Annotated in this window: 19 protein-coding genes; 6 read left to right on the top strand and 13 right to left on the bottom strand. The window is 69.1% G+C overall.

What is annotated here, in order from left to right; all coding sequences use genetic code 11:
- Positions 1-113: 113 nt before the first annotated feature.
- From AB0J62_RS14635 to AB0J62_RS14625, 3 genes are read left to right on the top strand one after another with little or no spacing between them, the layout of a single operon-like run.
- Positions 114-1,103, top strand: coding sequence for an aldo/keto reductase (locus tag AB0J62_RS14635; RefSeq protein WP_363869483.1), 990 nt, complete (start codon positions 114-116; stop codon positions 1,101-1,103).
- Between the two features lie 46 nt (positions 1,104-1,149).
- Positions 1,150-1,464: a hypothetical protein gene (locus AB0J62_RS14630; RefSeq protein ID WP_363869480.1), complete on the top strand. Its 315-nt coding sequence runs from the start codon at positions 1,150-1,152 to the stop codon at positions 1,462-1,464.
- An 18-nt stretch (positions 1,465-1,482) separates the two neighbouring features.
- Positions 1,483-1,794, top strand: a complete 312-nt coding sequence (locus tag AB0J62_RS14625; RefSeq protein ID WP_363869477.1) for an antibiotic biosynthesis monooxygenase — start codon at positions 1,483-1,485, stop codon at positions 1,792-1,794.
- On the opposite strand, the gene AB0J62_RS14620 is transcribed toward AB0J62_RS14625, so the two are convergent.
- The 6 genes from AB0J62_RS14620 to AB0J62_RS14595 form a co-directional block, all read right to left on the bottom strand.
- Positions 1,795-2,757: an RNA polymerase subunit sigma-70 gene (locus AB0J62_RS14620; protein WP_363869474.1), complete on the bottom strand. Its 963-nt coding sequence runs from the start codon at positions 2,755-2,757 to the stop codon at positions 1,795-1,797.
- Between the two features lie 11 nt (positions 2,758-2,768).
- Complete coding sequence (locus AB0J62_RS14615; protein ID WP_363869471.1) at positions 2,769-3,707, bottom strand: zinc-binding dehydrogenase; 939 nt, start codon at positions 3,705-3,707, stop codon at positions 2,769-2,771.
- A 97-nt stretch (positions 3,708-3,804) separates the two neighbouring features.
- Positions 3,805-4,734 (bottom strand): hypothetical protein, encoded by a 930-nt coding sequence (locus AB0J62_RS14610; RefSeq protein WP_363869468.1) that lies wholly within the window; start codon positions 4,732-4,734, stop codon positions 3,805-3,807.
- Positions 4,735-4,909: 175 nt separating this feature from the next.
- On the bottom strand, positions 4,910-5,893 hold the full coding sequence (locus AB0J62_RS14605; RefSeq protein WP_363869465.1) for a hypothetical protein: 984 nt from the start codon (positions 5,891-5,893) through the stop codon (positions 4,910-4,912).
- Between the two features lie 167 nt (positions 5,894-6,060).
- Positions 6,061-6,489, bottom strand: coding sequence for an SRPBCC domain-containing protein (locus tag AB0J62_RS14600; protein ID WP_363869462.1), 429 nt, complete (start codon positions 6,487-6,489; stop codon positions 6,061-6,063).
- Positions 6,486-6,806, bottom strand: a complete 321-nt coding sequence (locus AB0J62_RS14595; protein ID WP_363869459.1) for a metalloregulator ArsR/SmtB family transcription factor — start codon at positions 6,804-6,806, stop codon at positions 6,486-6,488. Before AB0J62_RS14595 ends, AB0J62_RS14600 begins: the two co-directional genes overlap by 4 nt.
- Before the next feature lie 67 nt (positions 6,807-6,873).
- On the opposite strand from AB0J62_RS14595, the gene AB0J62_RS14590 reads away from it, so the two are divergent.
- Positions 6,874-7,272 carry a DUF6855 family protein gene (locus AB0J62_RS14590; protein ID WP_363869456.1) on the top strand — a complete coding sequence of 133 codons (399 nt, stop codon included), beginning with the start codon at positions 6,874-6,876 and terminating at the stop codon, positions 7,270-7,272.
- Here AB0J62_RS14590 and AB0J62_RS14585 read toward each other — a convergent pair.
- On the bottom strand, positions 7,269-7,916 hold the full coding sequence (locus tag AB0J62_RS14585; RefSeq protein WP_363869453.1) for an HAD family phosphatase: 648 nt from the start codon (positions 7,914-7,916) through the stop codon (positions 7,269-7,271). The two genes, AB0J62_RS14590 and AB0J62_RS14585, sit on opposite strands and share 4 nt — an antisense overlap.
- Entirely contained in the window at positions 7,913-9,997 is a 2,085-nt protein-coding gene (locus AB0J62_RS14580; RefSeq protein ID WP_363869450.1) for a hypothetical protein, read from the bottom strand. Before AB0J62_RS14580 ends, AB0J62_RS14585 begins: the two co-directional genes overlap by 4 nt.
- A 164-nt stretch (positions 9,998-10,161) precedes the next feature.
- On the opposite strand from AB0J62_RS14580, the gene AB0J62_RS14575 reads away from it, so the two are divergent.
- Complete coding sequence (locus tag AB0J62_RS14575; protein WP_134101822.1) at positions 10,162-10,509, top strand: YciI family protein; 348 nt, start codon at positions 10,162-10,164, stop codon at positions 10,507-10,509.
- Here AB0J62_RS14575 and ligA read toward each other — a convergent pair.
- The 4 genes from ligA to AB0J62_RS14555 form a co-directional block, all read right to left on the bottom strand.
- A complete protein-coding gene (gene ligA, locus AB0J62_RS14570) occupies positions 10,506-12,494 on the bottom strand; it encodes an NAD-dependent DNA ligase LigA (RefSeq protein WP_363869446.1) in 1,989 nt (662 codons plus the stop codon). The genes AB0J62_RS14575 and ligA overlap by 4 nt on opposite strands.
- Before the next feature lie 36 nt (positions 12,495-12,530).
- Positions 12,531-13,271, bottom strand: a complete 741-nt coding sequence (locus AB0J62_RS14565) for a phosphoribosyltransferase family protein (RefSeq protein WP_363869443.1) — start codon at positions 13,269-13,271, stop codon at positions 12,531-12,533.
- A gap of 136 nt (positions 13,272-13,407) precedes the next feature.
- Positions 13,408-16,131, bottom strand: coding sequence for an AAA family ATPase (locus AB0J62_RS14560; protein WP_363869440.1), 2,724 nt, complete (start codon positions 16,129-16,131; stop codon positions 13,408-13,410).
- Positions 16,132-16,205: 74 nt separating this feature from the next.
- A complete protein-coding gene (locus tag AB0J62_RS14555; RefSeq protein WP_363869438.1) occupies positions 16,206-16,577 on the bottom strand; it encodes a glyoxalase superfamily protein in 372 nt (123 codons plus the stop codon).
- Between the two features lie 101 nt (positions 16,578-16,678).
- Between AB0J62_RS14555 and AB0J62_RS14550 the strand changes: the two genes are divergently transcribed.
- On the top strand, positions 16,679-17,083 hold the full coding sequence (locus tag AB0J62_RS14550; RefSeq protein WP_363869435.1) for a DUF1003 domain-containing protein: 405 nt from the start codon (positions 16,679-16,681) through the stop codon (positions 17,081-17,083).
- 3 nt (positions 17,084-17,086) lie between these two features.
- Here AB0J62_RS14550 and poxB read toward each other — a convergent pair whose 3' ends face one another.
- Entirely contained in the window at positions 17,087-18,823 is a 1,737-nt protein-coding gene (gene poxB, locus AB0J62_RS14545) for a ubiquinone-dependent pyruvate dehydrogenase (RefSeq protein WP_363869432.1), read from the bottom strand.
- Between the last annotated feature and the right edge of the window lie 16 nt (positions 18,824-18,839).

Below are 18,839 nucleotides of genomic sequence, written 5' to 3'. Positions count from 1 at the left end.
CCAGCTTACGAACCTCGGCACCGGAGAGGGGGTTCTGTCAGTACCCCGTTCGGTGAGGCCTCCCGCTTGCCGTCGGGTGGGGGTTGTCTGGCTATGAGCATCTAGGAGGACACATGAAGGAACACACCCTTGGAGCCGACGGTCCCGTGGTGTCGGCGATCGGGCTCGGTTGTATGACGATGACCGGTGGGTACGGCGGTCGGCCGGATCGCGGGGAGATGGTCAAGCTTCTGCACGCCGCGGTGGAGCTGGGTGTCACGTTCTTCGACACCGCGGAGACGTACGGGCCGCATGCGAACGAGGAGCTCGTGGGGGAGGCGCTGGCGCCGTACCTGGATCGGGTGGTGGTGGCAACGAAGTTCGCGAACGCGATCGATCCGGTGGAGCGGAAACCGCTCGGGCGGTTGTTGCGGCCGGACGAGGTTGCGGGCGCTGCCGAAGGCTCGTTGCGGCGGCTCGGGGTCGACGCGATCGACCTGTACTACCAGCATCGCGTGAATCCGGCGTACCCGATCGAGGAGTTCGCCGGGGCGGTGAAGGAGCTGATCGAGGCGGGCAAGGTCAAGCGGTACGGGATGTCCGAGGCCGCCGCGGGGACGATCCGGCGCGCGCACGCCGTGCAGCCCGTGACCGCTGTGCAGAGCGAGTACTCGCTGTGGTGGCGTCGGCCCGAGGAAGAGGTCCTGGCTACGTGTGAGGAGCTGGGGATCGGGTTCGTGCCCTTCAGCCCGCTCGGCAAGGGATTCCTGACCGGAACGGTCGGGACCACCTTCGACAAGGACAACGATCTGCGGGCGCGGATCCCGCGGTTCGGGGCCGAGGCCTTGCGGCACAACGTTGCAATGGTCGAGTTGGTGCAATCCTTCGCCACCGCGAAGGGCGTGACGCCGGCGCAGATCGCGCTCGCGTGGTTGCTGGCGCGGAAGCCGTGGATCGTTCCGATTCCGGGTACGACGAAGCTGCACCGGCTGGAGGAGAACCTCGCGGCCGCGGATATCACGCTGACCGCGGACGAGCTCGACCGGCTGACCGAGGCGTCGTCGCGGATCGAGATCGAGGGCGGCCGGTACCCGGATGAGCTGGAGGCCCAGACCAACCTGTAGGTCGTGGCCTACTGTGGTTCGTGACGGACCCCGTTGAGGAGGAACGATGTCGGACGAACCTTTCGAGACGTCGGAGAACGTGCACCGCGATCGCCGCGAGCACGGTGGCGCCGACGCGATCCACCCGGACCAGGACGAGCTGGACCGCCGGACCGAGGAGGAGCGGGTCGAGGCCGGCGTCGACGCGTACGACCCGGATGAGGTCCCGCCGGCGACCGACGAACCACTCCCGACCGACGTGACCCAGTCCGAGATCTACGAGGAGGCGAAGGCGGAGCTGGACCGCGAGGAGTCCGAGGGCGAGATCTACCCCCTGACCGACCGCCACCCGTTCCCGCCGTCCCACTACGACCGCTCCTGACGAGCCTGTGGTCAGCGCATGATCGCGCGCATGTGGCGAGGCTGGGTGCCGACCGAGAAGGCCGCGGAGTACGCCGAGATCGTCGAGCGCACCGGCATGTCCGGTTACCGGCGTACTCCGGGGAACCAGGGCGCGCAGCTCTTGACCCGGGATCTCGGTGACGGCCGGACCGAGATCGTCACGCTCAGCTGGTGGACCGACCTCGACCACATCCGCGCGTTCGCCGGCGACGACATCACCCACGCGAAGTACTACCCCGAGGACGACGACTACCTGCTCGACCGAGAACTCACCGTCACCCACTTCGAGGTCCGACCCGAGGACACCTGACTACAGCCGGGCCGCTTCGGCGGTGAGCGGGAAGCCGAACGGGGCGAGCAGGTTGGGGTTGTGGAACTCGACCACTCGGGAGATGCCGGTGGGAGTGATGGTCAGGACGACGATGCCGGTGGCCTGGCCTCGGTGGTACACGGCGGCGGCAGGTTGGGCGTTGGCGGTCGTGGGGATCAGCTTCCAGTCGCCTGGCGCGCCGAACACGTGAGCCTCGAGGAGGTGGATGCACCTCGTCTTGCCGGATTGCCAGTCGCGGAACGGCGTCGCCTCGAGCGTGGCGTCTGCGCGGAGTACTTGCTCCAGGAGGTTCGCGTCCGAGCGTTCGAAGGCAGTGATGTAGCCGTCGAGCAAGGCGCGGGCCCGCTGGTCGGTCGGCTCGAGGAGCTCGTCGGGCTCCACCTCGTCGAGCGTCGAGCGGGCGCGTTGAAGGGCGCTCTTGACCGCCGCCGTAGTGGTGCCGAGGATCTCCGCGGTCTCGGTCGCCGGGAACGCAAGGACCTCGCGCAGGATGAGGACAGCGCGCTGGCGTGGCGGTAGGAGTTGCAGGCTGGCGATGAGGGCGAGCCGCACCGACTCCCGGGCGACGACCACCGCGGCCGGATCGTCGGCGGCCGGGGCGATCCAGCTGTCCGGGAGGGGCTCGAGCCACGAGACCTCGCCGGGCGCGGCGGGGAGCGGCGGGCGATCGGGTCCGTCGTACGGCGCTCCGAGACCTGACGGCAGCATCCGGGCCTGGCGCGAGTCGAGAGCCGTCAGACAGACGTTGGTCGCGATCTTGTAGAGCCACGAACGGATCGATGCGCGGCCCTCGAAGCCGGCGTACGAACGCCAGGCCCGCAGGTACGTCTCCTGCACCAGATCCTCGGCGTCGTGCGCGGAGCCGACCATGCGGTAGCAGAGCGCCAGCAGCTCCCGCCGGTACCGCTCGGTGTCGGCGGCGAACTGCTCGTCGGAACCCATAAGCGATTCTCTCAAGGCAGCAGGGCCAGCTTGCCGACCGTCGCGCGGGCTTCCAGTTCCGCGAGTGCCTTGGGTCCGTCGGCCAGGTCATAGGTGGTGGGCCGAATGGGGGAGAGGACACCGGCGGCGATGAGCCCGAAGAGCTCTCCCATCAGCTCGCCGAAGAGGTGTGGCGCGGTCTCGATGAGTACGCCGAGGTTGAAGCCGATCACCTGGACCTGATGCCTGTACACGAGGTCCCAGTTGGTGATCGCAGCCTCGCCTCCAGCCAGACCGGTCACGACCACCCGTCCGGTGACCGGCTTGGCCGCCGCGAGGCTGGCTTCGAGCGTCCCGCCCGACTCGATCACGAGATCGACGCCGCCGGAGAGCCGCAGTACGTCGGCCGCGAGGGAATCGCTCCGCGAGTCGAGCACATGGTCGGCACCAAGCGCCAGCACCACCTCATGCTTGCCTGGCGACGCGGTGCCGATGACGGTGGCGCCGTAATGCTTGGCGATCTTCATCGCCGCCTGCCCGGTGGCACCCGCGGCCGCGTGGATCAGCACCGTCTCGCCGGCGACAACCCGGCCGAGCGTCGTCAGCGCGGCCAGCGCGGTAGGCCAATTCACCATCAACCCCAGCGCCTCCTGCGCCGTCCACCCCGCAGGCACCGGCACGGCCGCCGGCAACACCATGTACTCCGCAAATGCACCGTCTCCGACCCCGACAACTAGTTCTCCCAAGCGCGCTTCGGTCACCCCTTCACCGACCCCAACGATCTCCCCAGCCGCTTCGAACCCAGCCAGGTACGGCGGCTTCGGCCCACCACCGAAGACGCCGTAACTCTTCGAGAGGTCGGCGAAGTTGACGCCCGCCGCAGCAACCCGAATCAGCACCTCACCCGGCCCGGGCACCGGTACCGCCGCATCGGCGACCAGCCGCAGGTCCCGAGGCCCATCGAAAGACATCTGCTTCAGCGCTCGCATTCCCATGTCAGGTAGACCGACCCCACGACCAAAAGGAATCGGCCTCGCTCTCCACGTCGGAGCCAGGGTCTTGTAAGGGTCACTCGCCGAACGGGGGTACGGCGGCCGGGCCGGTCCAGTGGAAGTACACCGGGTCGTCGAGAGCGACGGCGACCTTGCCGCGGCCCTGGATGACGGTCGCGGTGCCGTTCGCGTGGCCGACGGCGTACAGATAGGCCGAGCTGGTGTCCTTGTCGATGCCCACGAGGACCGTGCCGTACTGACCACACCTCTGCGCGACCAGCGCTTCGAAACCCTGCCAGGTCGAACCGCGGACCAGCTTGACGATGGGCTTCAGCGGCGTCGCCGTCGGGATGTGGATCGTGTACAGCGCCCCGCCGCGGGTGTTGGCCAGGAAGGTGTCGTAGGTCCGGGTCTGGCTGATCAGCGTCATCGACTTCACCGCGGCGAAGCCGGGGTACGACGTCTTGTTCCGCCAGACGCCTTGCGTGTCCACCGTCCAGCGGAACAGCACGCCGTCGCTACGCAGACCGTACGTGTTTGTTCGGTGGAACGAGCCGGCGGAGTACGTCGACTGGTCGATGGCAGTGAAACCGGCCCAGCCGCCGCCGACCCGGCTGAGACTGGAGTGGAGGATCTCGCCGTCCGAGAAGTTCGCGGCGTAGAAGCTCTTGTCCAGGGCGTCGCCGATGACGAGATAGCCGCTGACCTCGGGGCCGCCCGCGTTCGCGTCGGCGGTCATCGTGGCGCTGAGCCGGACCTGACCGTCCGGATATACGTCCCGTCCGACGATGTGCTCGTACGTGCGGGTCGGCGGTGAGGTGGCGGTCATGATCTGCGTCCGATGGTCACCGCCGGCGGTGACCGATCCGAGGTCCACCGCACAGGCTTCCGCTACGGCACGTGGCGACGCGCCGGCCGATGTCGACACGAAGCCGACCGCGAGTATGGCCGCGAGTATGGCGGCGGGTATAACCGTGACGGGTCCTGCGACGAGCGTTCGCTTCATCTGTGTCCTCCCCCGGACTGGTGCTCGGCGCCCGGCGGCAGCCCCAGGAGACGGATGACCGCCCTCCCGCTGCAGGCTCTCACCAGTCCTGATGCCCGCGGCCGGACCAAAGTTGCGGGCGGATCGAAGCCCGGCGTCCGGGGGAGCGGACGCCGGGCCAGAGTGGTGAGAGTGGTCAGCGGATGCTGAGCCCGATGGTGCCCCGCGCGAGCCCGCCGGTGGACACCCGGTCGTTGCCGGCGAGTGTGTCGACGGTGAGATGATCGGTCGGTTCTGCGTTCCTCAGTTGTACGTCGGCACGCAGTCCGGACACCCGCACATCGCCGCGGGAGCCGGAGACCCGGATGCGGTCCCGGCCGGCGGTGCCCGTCACGGTCACCGCGTCGATCGCCGAGTCGCCGCCCTTGGTGTTGAGCTGTGCACCGAGATCGACGGAGACCTTCTGGACATCTGTACCGCGCAGATCGCCGACGGTGACGGTGTCGGCGCCGCCGAGGGCGTTGAGCGTGAGCCGCTCGACGTCGTCGGTGTCCATCACGATGTTGCCGACGTCCCGGGTGAACCGCAGTCGCGGACCGTTGGCAGAGGCAACGAACTTCTCCGCGGCGGCCGAACCGTTGAACACCATCGTGTCCTGGTCGCGACCGCCCTCGACGACGTCGCTGCCGTCGCCCGGATCCCAGGTGAACGTGTCGCGACCGGTGCCGAGCAGCGCCGTGTCGGCGCCCCGGTTGCCGTCGACGCTGTCGTTGCCCGCGCCGGTGCGGATCAGTTCGTTGCCACTGCCACCGAACACGGTGTCGTTGCCGTCCCCGGTGTCGATGATCGTGGCCGGCTGCACCTCGGCGCCGTAGTCGATGCGTACGACGTCGTCGCCGCCCCGGCTGGTGATCTGGATCTGGGTGAAGTCGGCCCGCTTCACGGTGCGCTTCCTCGTACCGTCACCGAAGCCGACCTCGACCACCGACGTGTCGGCGGCCGGCACGCTGAGTGTGATGTTGTCCGCGTGGTTCGTGCCGGTGACGATCAGCTGGCCGGTGTCGATCACGACACTTCCGGCCGCTGCCGCGGACGCCGGACCGGCAAGGCTCACGGCGATGCCCGCGCTGACAGCTGCGACGGCGAGCCCGCGCCGAAAACGCTGTGCCACAGTACTCATGATGTTTCTCCCCTGTTGTTCACGGCCGTCTCGAGTCGACTCGCCGGAATGTATGGGCCCTACACGAGCCTCGACGCCGACCGGTTCACACTGAACCGAATTGCTTCGATGCCCGTATGCACGGCACACAAGGGAAAACCAGCTGATCGTGGGTTACACCAACGGTCCTACAGGGTGGCGATGTAGCAGGAGGTGATCGCCGCCCACGCCGCCCCCGTTCGGTCGCGGCGTGGGCGGCCGGCCGGGCCGAGGTTGTCCCAGCCGGTCTGTTCGAGCCGTACGGCGGTGCCGTCGCCGCGCGGGCTGAACGTGATCTCGACCTCGGTCGCCTCGGTGCGGTCGAAGAACAGGTGCCACCGGAATCGCAACCGCCCGGGCGGCTCCCAGTCGAGGACCTCGCCCCACAGGTGCTCTGCGCCGTCCGGGCCGGTCTCGACGATTCGGCCGCCGGCCAATGGCTCGAAGGTGATCGCCGACGGATCACCGCTGACGGTGTGACTGGCCGGCCACCAGATGACGCACTTGCTGGTCCACACGTCGAACGCGTGCGCAACCGACGCGTCCACGTCGAACTCGACCACCAGTGGTTCGATCACCGCTCCTCCGAGGTGTTCTCGGCGACGATCCGGAAGCGGTCGGCCGCCGACCCCCACACCTCCGCGAAGTACGCGCGGATCGCGTCCACGCCCTCCTCGCGCAGTTGGTAGACCCGGCGAGTCCCGTCCGGTACGTCGCTGACGAGCCCGGCGTCCTTCAGCAGCCGCAGGTGCCGGGACACAGCCGGTCGGCTGATCGGCAGCTGCTCGGCGATCTGCCGGACCGACAGCGCGCCGCTGCCGAGGATCTCGACGATCGCCCGCCGGTTCGCGTCGCCCAGCGCGTCGAGCGCGGGCGCGGCCTCACCCGGTTCCACTTGTGACCCTCCCCAGCTCGGTAACCTGAGTGTTACGGTAACCGAAAGTGGACCAAGAGGGGGAGTCATGGACGGACAAGGTTCGGGGACTGCTGCGGATCCGTGGGTGCTGACCACGCCGCCAGGCAGTTCGCAGTACCAGGTGTATCGCGATGAGACGGCCCTGGTGTGCCAGGTCGGTACGACGAAGCTCAGTTACGACGTGCGCTGTATCGACGATCTGCACGCGATGCTGAAAGCGCATGGTGACTGGATGCCGCTCGGCAATGCCGACGAGCAGAAGCCGGCCGCACCGGGCACGGTCGAGGCCTGGGCACGCTCCGAGGACAACCCGGTCGGCGGCTGGTACGGCCTGCGCAAGGGCTACCGCGGCCGCTTCGCCAACTACGTGCCGCCCGTCCTCGAAGTCCTCGGCCTGGTCGAACTCGAGCACAACCCGCGCAACAACCGCGTGCGCGCGCTCTAGCCGGCGACGAGGTCCGGGGTGAGGTCGTCGAGGGAGGGTACGACGACGTCGGCCAGTGCGAGCGCGTCGTCCTGTGGCGGGTAGTTCGCGTTCGGTACGGCGATGACACGCAACCCTGCCGCGGACGCCGAGCGCAGCCCGTTGCTGGAGTCCTCGACGGCGACGACCTGGGACGAGTCCGCCCCAAGTCGCCGTACCACCTCGTTGTAGACCGCGGGGGAGGGCTTGCCCGCCCGGACCTCCTCGGTGGAGAGGGTGACGCGGAAGTGGTCACTCAGGTGCGCTGCCTCCAGAACAGTGTCGATCAGCCGCCGAGGCGACGACGAGGCCAGCCCCAACGGCCAGCGATTCGCGAGCCGCTGCACCGCCTCGACCGCGCCCGGCAACAACGGCAAGTGCGACTGGTAGCGCGCCACCATGCCGTCGATCACTCTGGACGCCACCTCCTCGGCCGATCCGGGTACGCCGACGACGTCGGTCAGGTACGCCGACCACTCCGGCGTACTCATCCCCTGCAAGGCTTCCGTGGCGTCCGCGGGCCAGTCCCGGCCGGCGGACGCCACGACGCCACGCCGTACTTCGTCCCATAGCGGTTCGGAGTCGATCAGCACTCCGTCGAGATCGAAGACCACGGCATCAGTCATAACCTGATTTCTACGCGGGTCCCGCTCGGTTCGCCAGGATGACGCAGCCGCAGCACGCCGGCCGCAGCGTCGTACTCGTGGTCGGTGCTGACCGATACCGGCTCGGACGGGACGCGCACTGCGGTGATGACCTGTACGCCCTTCGGAGCCTCGCAGGTGAAGGTGATGGTGCCCTCGTCAGAAGCCCAGTCCACGACCCGGCCCGCCGAGGCCAGCAGCGGTTCCTCGTCGTACGTGAGGTCGCGCAGCCAGGTCAGTTGCCCCCGGCCCAGTTCGCGCCGCCGGACGATACCCAGCCCCGGATCGAGCAGATCGAGATAGTTGCCTTCGACCACCTGCGTGCCGTCCAGCACGGCCCCGATGAGGTACGGACCGCGCTGCACCGACAACCAGTTGGTCGACTGCCAGGTGTGACCGCCCGCCTCGGCCAGTTCGCGGATCGCCGCGACCAGTTCGGCAGCACGTTCGGGGGACTCGGTGAAATCGGCAGGGCGGACCGGCAGGAACCGGACCCGGCCCTTGCCGATCGACTGGATGCCGTCGCGGTCCGCACCGAGCGCCTCGGCCAGATGGTCGGCGCAGGTGTCGTAGCGGCCGGTCCACCACGAGCGGATCGCGTGGTACGGATCAGCGCCGTCGCCGACGTACAGCAGACTGCCGCCGCGATTGACCCACCCGGCCAGCGCATAGTGGATGCTCGGCGCGAGCGGTTTCTGGAACTCGTAGCTCAGGACGAGTACGTCGACATCGTCGAGCGCATCCGGTGTATCGATCACGTTCTCCAGCTGCACCGGCGCGACCCGCTGCCCGTCGAACAGCGGCGGCAGCGCGAGGCCGTAGAAGTCCGAGAAATGCAGCTGCTCGCGTCCTTCCAACGCCAACGCGTCCTGCAGGCCGTCGTAGTGCCCGCTTTCACCGCCGGGGGACCAGCGCTGGAACATGGCGGTATCCGACAACGCGATCCCGATCCGCGGCCCTTCCTGGTCCCAGCGCACATCCGGCTGGTCGAGATCGCGCAGGCTGTTCATCGCGATCAGATAGCTGGTGGCGGTGTCCGGTGGGATCAGCTCCCGTTCGGTCGATCCCTCGCGCAGGTGCGGGCGGTTGAAGATCCGGTTCGGCCAGGGCGCAACCTCGTACCGCGAGACGCCGGGGTGAAGCAGGGACGCGATGAGCGTGCGCCGGTAGTTGGCGAGGTAGTCCTCCCAGGTGCGGTCCGGGTGGTCCTCGATCGGGTCGTGCAGGAACCACATCCGCCGGTCGGTGCCGCGGGTCAGGTCCTGCGCGATCCCATATTCCAGGTACGCCGTCTCGAACGTACGCTCGGCGACCTGGCCGGCGTACACGTTCGGCGTACGCGAGGTCCCGGTCCACACCTGCGCGATCGCGCCGTCGATCGAGGGGAGCGTCCGTAGGCGTGATTCCGGGCTGATGATCTGCCATTGCGTGTAGTTCAGCAGGCTGTGGGTCGGGACGTAGAAGCGCACCTCGCGGCCTTGCCGGAGCGCTTCGTCGCGCAGTACGGAAGTGACCCGGTCGAGGCTGCGGGAGAGCAGATGCTGCTTGAGCTGCCCGGCGCGGAAGTGTGCCTCGGGGCTGCTGTGCGGGGGCTGCCACGGCTCCTTGAAGAACGCCTGCCACTCGCGCTTGAACGACTCCGAGTAGCCGGCCCGCGCCCAGAACTCCGGCTCCTCGAGGTGGATGCCCTCGACACCGAGCTCGATGATCGGGCGGAGCTTCTGGACCAGGTACTCCGTGAAGCTGAACGTCGGGACCATGTAGGGGATGTCGGTGCTCTGACCGTGCAGGATCGGCTTGCCGTCGCCCGTGGTCTGAGCGTCGGCCCAGTGGTCCGAACCGTCCCACCGCCCGTCCAGATAGTCCTGGTACGTGCCCCACGAGATACCCGTCATCAGGTGGACGCGGTACCCGGCCTCCCGCCACCGGGCGATGCGCTGCGCTGTGGTGTCGTTGAGGCCGTAGACCATGACGAAATCGGTGCGCAGGTCGATCGATTCGTCGTACGGCGCTTGCTCCTGAAAGCCGGTCGCTTCACGGTGCTTGTCCGTCATCCCGTTCATACCGTCAACCCTTTCGCGGCCGGCGCGCTGGGCGCCAGCGTGCTGTCAGGAACTGGACACCAGCTGGGAGACTTTCTTCGGAGGACCTGTCGGATCCGGGGTACGCCGTTCGTAGCAGGGGTGAGAGGCGGCCGGTCAGCGGCCGCGGGACAAGGAGCGCTCAGATGACGCAGTACCTGATCTCGTTCGAAGACGGCGCGATGGACATCACCGAGGAGGAACTGCCCCAGGTCGCCGACGACGCGCACGCGGTGGTGCAGGAGGCGAAGGACGCCGGTGTGCTGGTCTTCACCGGCGGGCTGGACTACCGCCAGAAGCACGCCCTGGTGGACACCGACGGCCTGATCACCGACGGGCCCTACCCGGAGAGCAAGGAGCTGATCGGCGGCCTGTTCGTCGTCGACGTGCCGACCTTCGACGACGCCTTGAAGTGGGCCGCGAAGGTCGCGGTCGCCTGCCGCTGCGCGCAGGACGTCCGCGAGTTCTTCCCGTTCCGTCGGACCGACATCTAGTTGAGCAGATCGGCGGCCTGGAGTTGTTGCCAGATCTCGGACTGGTCGACGACGGTGACGCCGAGCTTCTCGGCCTTGGTGAGTTTGGCGGCGCCGACGTCGGCGCCGGTGATGAGGAGGTCGGTGCTGGCCGAGACCGACGAGGCGATGGTCGCGCCGGCCTTCTCACAGAGCCGCTGGAACGCCGGCCGCGCGACCTTCTCGCCGGAGCGCGGGTCGCTGATGGACCCCGTGACGACCACGGTCTTGCCGGCCAGCGGCGCGCCGGCCGCGACGACCGGCGGAAGGTCCTCCTCGCGTACGTCGAGCGAAACGCCCGCTTCCCGCAGCCGCTCGAGCTCGGGCCGTAGCCGGGTCAGGTGCTCGATCAGCGAAGCGGCCACCTTCGGGCCGATGTCGTCCACCGCGACGAGGCCTTCCTCGCCCGCGTCGGCGACGGCTTCCAGCGAGCCGAACCCCGCGCGGCACAGCCGGGCCGCGGTGCCCTCGGAGGCCATCGGGATCGCGAGGCCGATCAGTGCGCGGCGGAGGCCGACCTGACGGCTGGCGTCGATCGACTCGATCATCCGCGCCGCCGAGACCTCGCCGATCCGGTCGAACTCCAGCAACCGCTCGGCGGTCAGGTGGTAGAAGTCCGACGGGTTCTCGAGGATCCCGGCCTCGGCCAGCCGCTCGATCCAGACCCCGCCGATCGCGTCGATATCGGCCGCGGCGCGGGAGGCCCAGTGGATCAGCCGCCGCACGGTCTGAGCCGGGCACGAGACGTTGGTGCAGAACAGTTCGCGGCTGTTCCCCTGCTCGGTCAACGGGAAGCCGCACGACGGGCAGACGACCGGCGGCACGATGTCCTGCTCGTCGCCGGTGCGCTTCGACGCGTCGAGTACGCCGGCCACGAACGGGATCACGTCGCCGGCCCGCCGGACCAGGACCGTGTCGCCGATCTTGATGTCGCGGGCGCGGATCACCTCCTGGTTGGCCAGGGTTGCGCGGGTGACCGTCGTACCGCCCACGAAGACGGGCTCGAGCCAGGCGACGGGCGCGATCTTACCGGTTTTGCCGACGTCCCAGACCACGTCGGCGAGCACGGTCGTCTTCTCCTCGGCGGCGAACTTGAACGCCAGCGCGCCGCGGGGCGAGCTCGACCGGGTGCCCGCGGCGGCGAAGGCATCGCGATCGGCCAACCGCAGTACGGCGCCGTCGAGGTCGTAGTCGAGGTCGTTGCGTCGCTGCTCGATCGAGGTGATGACCGCCTGCGCCGCGGCGGCGTCGTCGCAGTGCCGCATGTCGGCGACAGTGAAGCCCATCGTGGTGAGCGCACGCTCGAGGTCGGTGTCGGCGCTGTCGGTGAGCAGGTCGAAGGCGAGGAACTGCAGGCGGCGCTCGGCGACCGTGGCCGGGTCCTTCGCGCGCAGCGTGCCGGCGGCGGCATTCCGCGGGTTGATCAGCGGCTTGTCGGGGTGGGCGGCGTTGTAGGCGGCGAACGTGGAGCGCAGCATGACCGCCTCACCGCGCACCTCGACGCGATCCTGCACGTCGAGCTTGGCCGGGACTCCGTCCGTGAGCGCCCGCACCAGCGGGGTCACGTCGTCGCCGGTCGTCCCGTCGCCGCGGGTGACTGCGCGGGCCAGGCGGCCGTTCTCGTAGACGAGCGCGAGTGAGAGGCCGTCCAGCTTCGGCATCACAACGACGGATTGGCCCGGGAAACGGCTGAAGAACGCCTCGACCTGCTCGGGCCGGGTCGCCTTCTCCAGCGACAGCATCGGCCGCGAGTGCCTGACCGGTGCGTGCAGCACGGCCGGCGCCCCGACCTGCTCCAGCGGGTTCGGATCCGGCGCGAGCTCCGGGTTGGCCTCGATCAGCGACCGCAGCTCGTCCTCGATCGCGTCGTACTCCGCGTCGGCCACCGACGGCGAGCCGCGGTAGTAGGCGTCCCGCAGCACGACGATCTGATCGGCAAGTCCCTGAATCCGCTCCCCAACGTCCACGGCCAGGACCCTACCGGGGCCCGCGGACAAACCGGCTCAGGCAGCGCGATCGAGCTGGGACCAGCGGGGATCGTCGTTCGACCAGTGGTTGACCAGGGCGTCGACGGCAAGTCGATGGACGTCCGGATCGAGTACGCCGTGATCGGTCGCGGCATCGAGTACCTCGAGGTAGGTGGCTACCGCTTCGATCGGGAGGGTCCTCGCGATCGGTGCCACCGCGGTGGCGACGTCGCGCATGTCGACCAGCGTGAAGACGCCGACCAGGATCGCTCCCTCGCTCTGCAGTTCGTCGGCGAACCCCTCGAGGGCGCCGCCGGACGACACCGCGTCGTCGACGAGCAGGACCCGGCGGCCGGCCACCGATGCGCCACGGACGCTGGGCTCGTGGTCCTCGTGCCCGACGTACCCGGGCTTGCGCACGAAGGCGAACGGGAGGCCGGCAGCGAGCGCTACCGCGGTCGCGAGCGGGATGCCGCCGGTCTCGGCGCCGACGATGACCTCGACGCCCATGCGCCGGGCGAAGTCCATGGCAGCGGTTCCGAGGTCGGGCAGCAGCCGCGGGTCGCCGTACGCGTTCTCCGTCGAGAGCGGGTGCAGGGGGAGGCGTTCCTTCATGTCCCAGTGCGCGACGCCGGAGCGGACCAGACCCGGAACGGTGGCGAGCCGAGCGACGAGGTCCGTTCGGGGCGGCGAAACGGCGGTCAGACGAGCCAGGTCGGCCCGGTCGTTGAGCTGCACGCGGCGAGTATTCGCCAAGGTCTTCCGGTTGGTGTTCATGTCATCGACGATCGCGCTTCCGCGCCCCGGTCGCGCCCGTCGCAATCCCTGGCCCACCGACGTGCGCACGCGTGGGGACTCACCCTGGTGTGCGCCAGTTGGTGAGCGTCAATTGGTGAGCCTCAGTTGGTGAGCCTCAGTTGGCGAGCGCCGTACGGAGTTGGCGGCGGGAGGTGATGCCGAGCTTCGAGAACGTCTTGCGGAGGTGCCACTCGACCGTGCGCGGACTGATGAACAGCTGGGCCGCGATCTCGGGATTGGTCATCCCGTCGCGGGCCAGCCCGGCGATCTGCGCCTCCTGGGCGGTGAGGTCGTTGAGCGTGTCCGGGCGGCGCTTGCGAACGGTCTCACCCGTCGCCAGCAGCTCGTGCCGGGCGCGCTCCGCGAAGGCTTCGAGGCCCATCTGTTCCAGCTGCTCGTGCGCGATCCGGAGTTGTTCGCGGGCGTCGACGCGTCGGCCTTCGCGCCGCAGCCATTCGCCGTACTGGAGGTGGGAACGGGCGAGCTCGAGGCGCAGGTTCGTCCGGCCGAGGTGCTCGATCGACGCGACGTACCCGCTCTCGTCCGAGCTCAGCAGAGCACGGACGCGCGCCTCGATGCCGAGTGCCCAGTCCGTAGGGGTGGCGCTGGTCCGCTCGGTCATCCAGGTGAGGGCCGTCTCGACGAGTTTCGTGTCACCCGTCCTCGACGCGGCCTCGGCCAGCTCGCTGACGGCGAGTGCGCCGTAGGCGAGCACGTCCTGCTCGAACACCTGCAGCGCCGCGTCCTTGGCCACGTCGTACCGGCCGAGGCCGTTGTGCAGCACGGCATTCGCGTACGTCGCGAACGCGGCGATCCGGCCCTGGCCCTGGTCGGTCGCCCGCTGGAGAGCCGTGTCGACGAGCTTACGCACTGTCGACTCGTTGCCGCGGTACGCCTCGAGGAACAGCCGGCCGGTGCCGACGCTGGGGTTGCCGGTCGCTGCGGCGATGCCGGCGTCCTCCTCGACGAGGCGGGACGCGGCCTCCAGCTCACCGGTCGCACAAAGCAAGTTGGCCCGGAAGTTGAGCGCGAATTGCAGCTGGACGAGCGCACCCGTCGCGCGTGCCGTCCGCTCCTGCCGGGTGGCGAGGTCGAGCGCGGCCTCGTAGTCCCAGACCTCGATCGCGACGATGCCGATACCGCGGTTTCCGGTGAGCCAGAACCACTCTCCGACCTCCTCGGCACCGACGTCGGCCGCGCGTGCCCGGTCGAGCGCCGCACGGAGGTGGGGCGCGGCCGCCGGGTAGCCGCGCGTGTAACGCAGCGCGAGGGCCTCGAGCATGACGTCGATCGGCGAGTCCGACGAGGCGGGCACGGGAGGCGTCTGCGCCGCCGTGTGGGCGACGATGCCCGGCGCGTCCGGACCGCTCGCCCAGATCGCCGCCGACATCGCTTCGAGGTAGGCGACCCGGGAGCGCTCGGGATCGAGCGGCTCGAGGTGCTCGGCCGCGGCGAGCAACCCGCCGGCGGCCTCGCGGGCACGGCCCTGGTCGAAGGCGATCTCACCGCGCAGGTGTTCGGCCTCGGCTGTCCGGAGCGGGTCCGGGGGACCGGCGGTCACCCCGCGAAGCAGCTCCAGAGCCGAGTCGAGCGCGCCGGAGCTGCGCTTCGCCACGGCCGCGGCCAGCATTCGTTGAGCTCTACGATCCGGGTCTGGGGTCAGCTCGGCGGAGCGTTGGAGGAACACCGCGGCCGAGTAGAAGCCGCCACGGCTCCGGGCCCGGTTCGCCGACCGTTCGAGCTCGGCCGCGACGTCCTCGTCGGGCCGTACGGTCGCCTGGGCGCGGTGCCAGGCTCGGCGGTCCGGGTCGACGTCGGGATCGGTCACGTCGGCCAGGGCTTGGTGGACGGCCTGCCGGTCGTGGGCCGTCGCCGTCCGGTACGCCGCCGATCGCACCAGCGGATGCCGGAAGGCGATCTGCTGTCCGAACGTGATCAGTTCGGCCTCGATCGCCGCCGCGGCCGGGTCGGCGCCCAGGCCGAGTCGCTCGACGGCACGCCAGAGCAGCGTCGCGTCCCCGAGCGGTTCGGCCGCTGCGACGAGGAGGAGCAGCCGGGTGTCGGCGGGCAGCGCCTGGACGCGGCGTACGAAGCTGTCCTCGATCTGGGTGGCGAGCGTCGTACTGCGGAGGCCGTCGGCGAGCTCGGCCGCGGTCCAGGTGCGGGGCAGCTCGAGCAGGGCGAGAGGGTTGCCCCTGGTCTCGGCGACGATCCGGTCGCGGACGCGAGGATCGACCGGTCCCGGTAGCACCGAATCCAGCAGGGCGCGGGCGTCGGCGTCGTCGAGGCCGCGGATCTCGAGCTCGTTGAACCCGGTCAGCTCGTGGTCGATGCCGTCGCGGACGGCGAACACCATCACGACCGATTCCGCCTCGAGCCGGCGGGCGACGAAGGCGAGGATCCGCGCGGACATCAGATCGAGCCACTGTGCGTCGTCGACGACGCACAGGACCGGGCGCTCGGAGGCCGCGTCGCTGAGCAGGTTCAGAACGGCGAGGCCGATCAGGAACCGATCCGGGGCCGGTCCGTCCTGCTGACCGAACGCGATCCCGAGTGCCTCCCGCTGCGGTCGTGCAAGCCGCTCCATCCGGTCGAGGAACGGCTGACAGAGCTGGTAGAGCCCCGCGTAGGCGAGCTCCATCTCGGACTCGATACCGACGATGCGCGCGACCACGCAGGATTTGACACTCGCCATCAGTGCGTCGAGCAGTGCAGACTTGCCGGAACCGGCCTCGCCACGCAGCACCAAGGCCTCGCTGCGTCCCTGGCTTGCGGCCTCGAGCATCCCGACCAGTACGGCGAGCTCGTGCTTCCGCCCCCGCAATTCACGATCCGCCATTCGATCAGGCTTTCACCGGCCCAGCCCTGATGGCAAACGCTCATCGCCGGCCTGAGCGCGGCGTGCTGGGAGCTTCAGTTGCGGTTGGTGATCTGCTGGAGTGCCCAGGAGTTGCCGTCGGGGTCGCTGAAGAAGACGAAGCGGCCCCAAGGGAACTCCTGGACCTCCGACACCTCCACGCCGCGCCCGGTCAGCTCGGCCCGCGCCGCGTCCACATCGGCCACGACGATCTGCAAGCCGCGGACGGACCCCGGCTCGGCCTGATCCATCCCGCTGCCGAGCGCGATCGAGCACGCCGACCCGGGCGGCGTCAGCTGGACGAACCGCAGTTCGTCGCTCACCTGGTGATCGTGGTCGGCGACGAACCCGACCTGCTCGGTGTAGAACGCCTTCGCCCGATCCACATCCGACACCGGCACCGAAACCAACTCGAGCTTCCAGTCCATGCCCGGCAACCTACCGCGCCCCGACGGCATCCGGCGCGAGACTGTGCCGCGAGACTGTGCACAGACACGTCAACAGCGCCGGCATCACCCTGGGAGATCAGATGGAAGACAAGTTGCCTCATGAGCGGCCGCACCACCCCGTAGTGGTCGCGTTGGCGGCCAAGCGGGCGGAGAGTCTGCAGTTGCGGATCGCCGATCAGATCACGGCGTTCGCCGGCTCGATGCGCTTCGTCTATGTGCACGTCGTGTTGTTCGCGGTCTGGATGCTGGTCTTCGAGTCCAATCCGTGGCCGACACTGACTCTGGCCGTTTCGCTGGAGGCGATCTTCCTGTCGACCTTCGTGATGATCGGCCAGAACCGGCAAGCCGCCTTCCAGCAGGCCAAGGCCGACCACGACTTCAGTGAGTCCGAGCTCGAGCTGAAATCCAACACCCAGCTGACCCGCGAGATCCACGTCCTGACGGTCGAGCTGCACCGCCGCCTGGTCGAGGAGGCGAAGCCGTGACCGCTACTCGCGTTGTAGTTGACGCAGGTTGGTCTTGGCGAGTTCGACGAGTTCGCGGCCGTTTCCGGACAGGATCGTCCTGGTTGCGAAGAGGGTGAAGCCCTTGGCCTGTTCGAGCGTGATCTTCGGGGGCAGGGAGAGTTCTTCGCGGGCGGTGATCACGTCGACGAGTGCCGGGCCGTCGTGGTCGAAGGCGGCGCGGAGGGCCGGTTCGAGTTCCTCGGCGGTCTCCACACGGGCGCCGTACAGGCCGCTGGCTCGCGCGATGCCGGCGAAGTCCGGGTCGTCGAGGTCGGTGGCGAACGTGACGATGCCGGCGGCCTTCATCTCGAGCTCGACGAACGAGAGCGCGCCGTTGTTGAAGACGACGATCTTGACCGGGAGCCGTTGTTGGCGCAGCGTGAGCAGCTCGCCGAGGAGCATGGCCAGGCCGCCGTCGCCGGACAGGCTGATCACCTGACGGTCCGGGTACGCCGCCTGCGCGCCGATCGCGTGAGGCAGGGCGTTGGCCATCGATCCGTGGTTGAACGAGCCGATCAAGCGTCGGCGGCCGTTCATCGTCACGTAGCGGGCCGCCCAGATGCACGGCGTACCGACGTCTGCCGTGAACACCGCGTCGTCGGACGCCAGCCGATTGACGGTCGCCGCGACGTACTGCGGATGCAGCGGCGAGTCCTTGCGGCCCTGCTCGGCGAGCGAGTCCATCCGGCTGCGGGCGCGCCGGTGATGCGCCGTCATCCGGTCGAGGTGATCCGAGTCGCTCTTCGGCTTGAGCAACGGCAGCAACGCGTCGGCCGTGGCCGCGACGGTCCCGACAAGGGCAACATCGACATGCACCCGGCGGCCGATGTTCTCTCCGCGGATGTCGACCTGCACGACCGGGACGTCGTCGGGGTAGAAGGGCCGGTACGGGAAGTCGGTGCCGAGCATCAGCAGCGCGTCGCAGTGCTCCATCGCCCGGTAGCCCGAGCTCCATCCGATCAGCCCGGTCATGCCGACGTCGTACGGGTTGTCGTACTCGACGAACTCCTTGCCGCGGAAGGCATGAACCACCGGAGCCTTCAGGGCCTCCGCGAGTGCGAGGAGCTGATCATGCGCTCCAGCGCATCCCGCGCCGGCGAGGATGGTGACCGCCTTCGCACCGTTCAGTACGTCGGCTGCTGCGGCGAGTGGCTCGTCGGCGGGCCGGATGACGGACTTCGCCGCCCGGATCTCGAGCGCCTTGACGCCACGCTCCGCCTCGGCCAGGAAGATCTCACCCGGTACGACGACAACCGCTACGCCACGCCGTTCGAGCGCGGCGCGCATGGCCATCGCGAGGGTGCGCGGCAGTTGTTCGGGGACGCTGACAAGTTCGGAGTACACACTGCATTGCCGGAACAGCTCCTCCGGACGCGTCTCCTGGAAGTAGCTCCCGCCGATCTCCTCGCGCGGGATCTGCGCGGCGATCGCGAGCACGGGTACGCCGCTGCGGTTCGCGTCGAACAGCCCGTTGATCAGATGCAGGTTGCCCGGGCCGCAACTGCCGACACAAACAGCCAACTCACCCGTCAACGCGGCCTCACCGGCGGCCGCGAACGCGGCCGCCTCCTCGTGCCGCACGTGCTGCCAGGCAACGGCCCCGTCCCGCCGCAGCGCATCGGTGAACCCGTTCAACGAATCCCCGGGAACCCCGAAAACCCGCCGCACTCCAGACTTCCGCAGCGTCCCGACTACAACATCCGCCACCGTCTCAGCCATACCCCGATAGTTCCAC

Origin of the sequence: Kribbella sp. NPDC049584 (assembly GCF_040675555.1) — a bacterium.
In the GTDB taxonomy this organism is placed as follows: domain Bacteria; phylum Actinomycetota; class Actinomycetes; order Propionibacteriales; family Kribbellaceae; genus Kribbella.
Note: the sequence above shows the minus strand (reverse complement) of the source record. Positions and strands in the feature narration are given on the sequence as shown.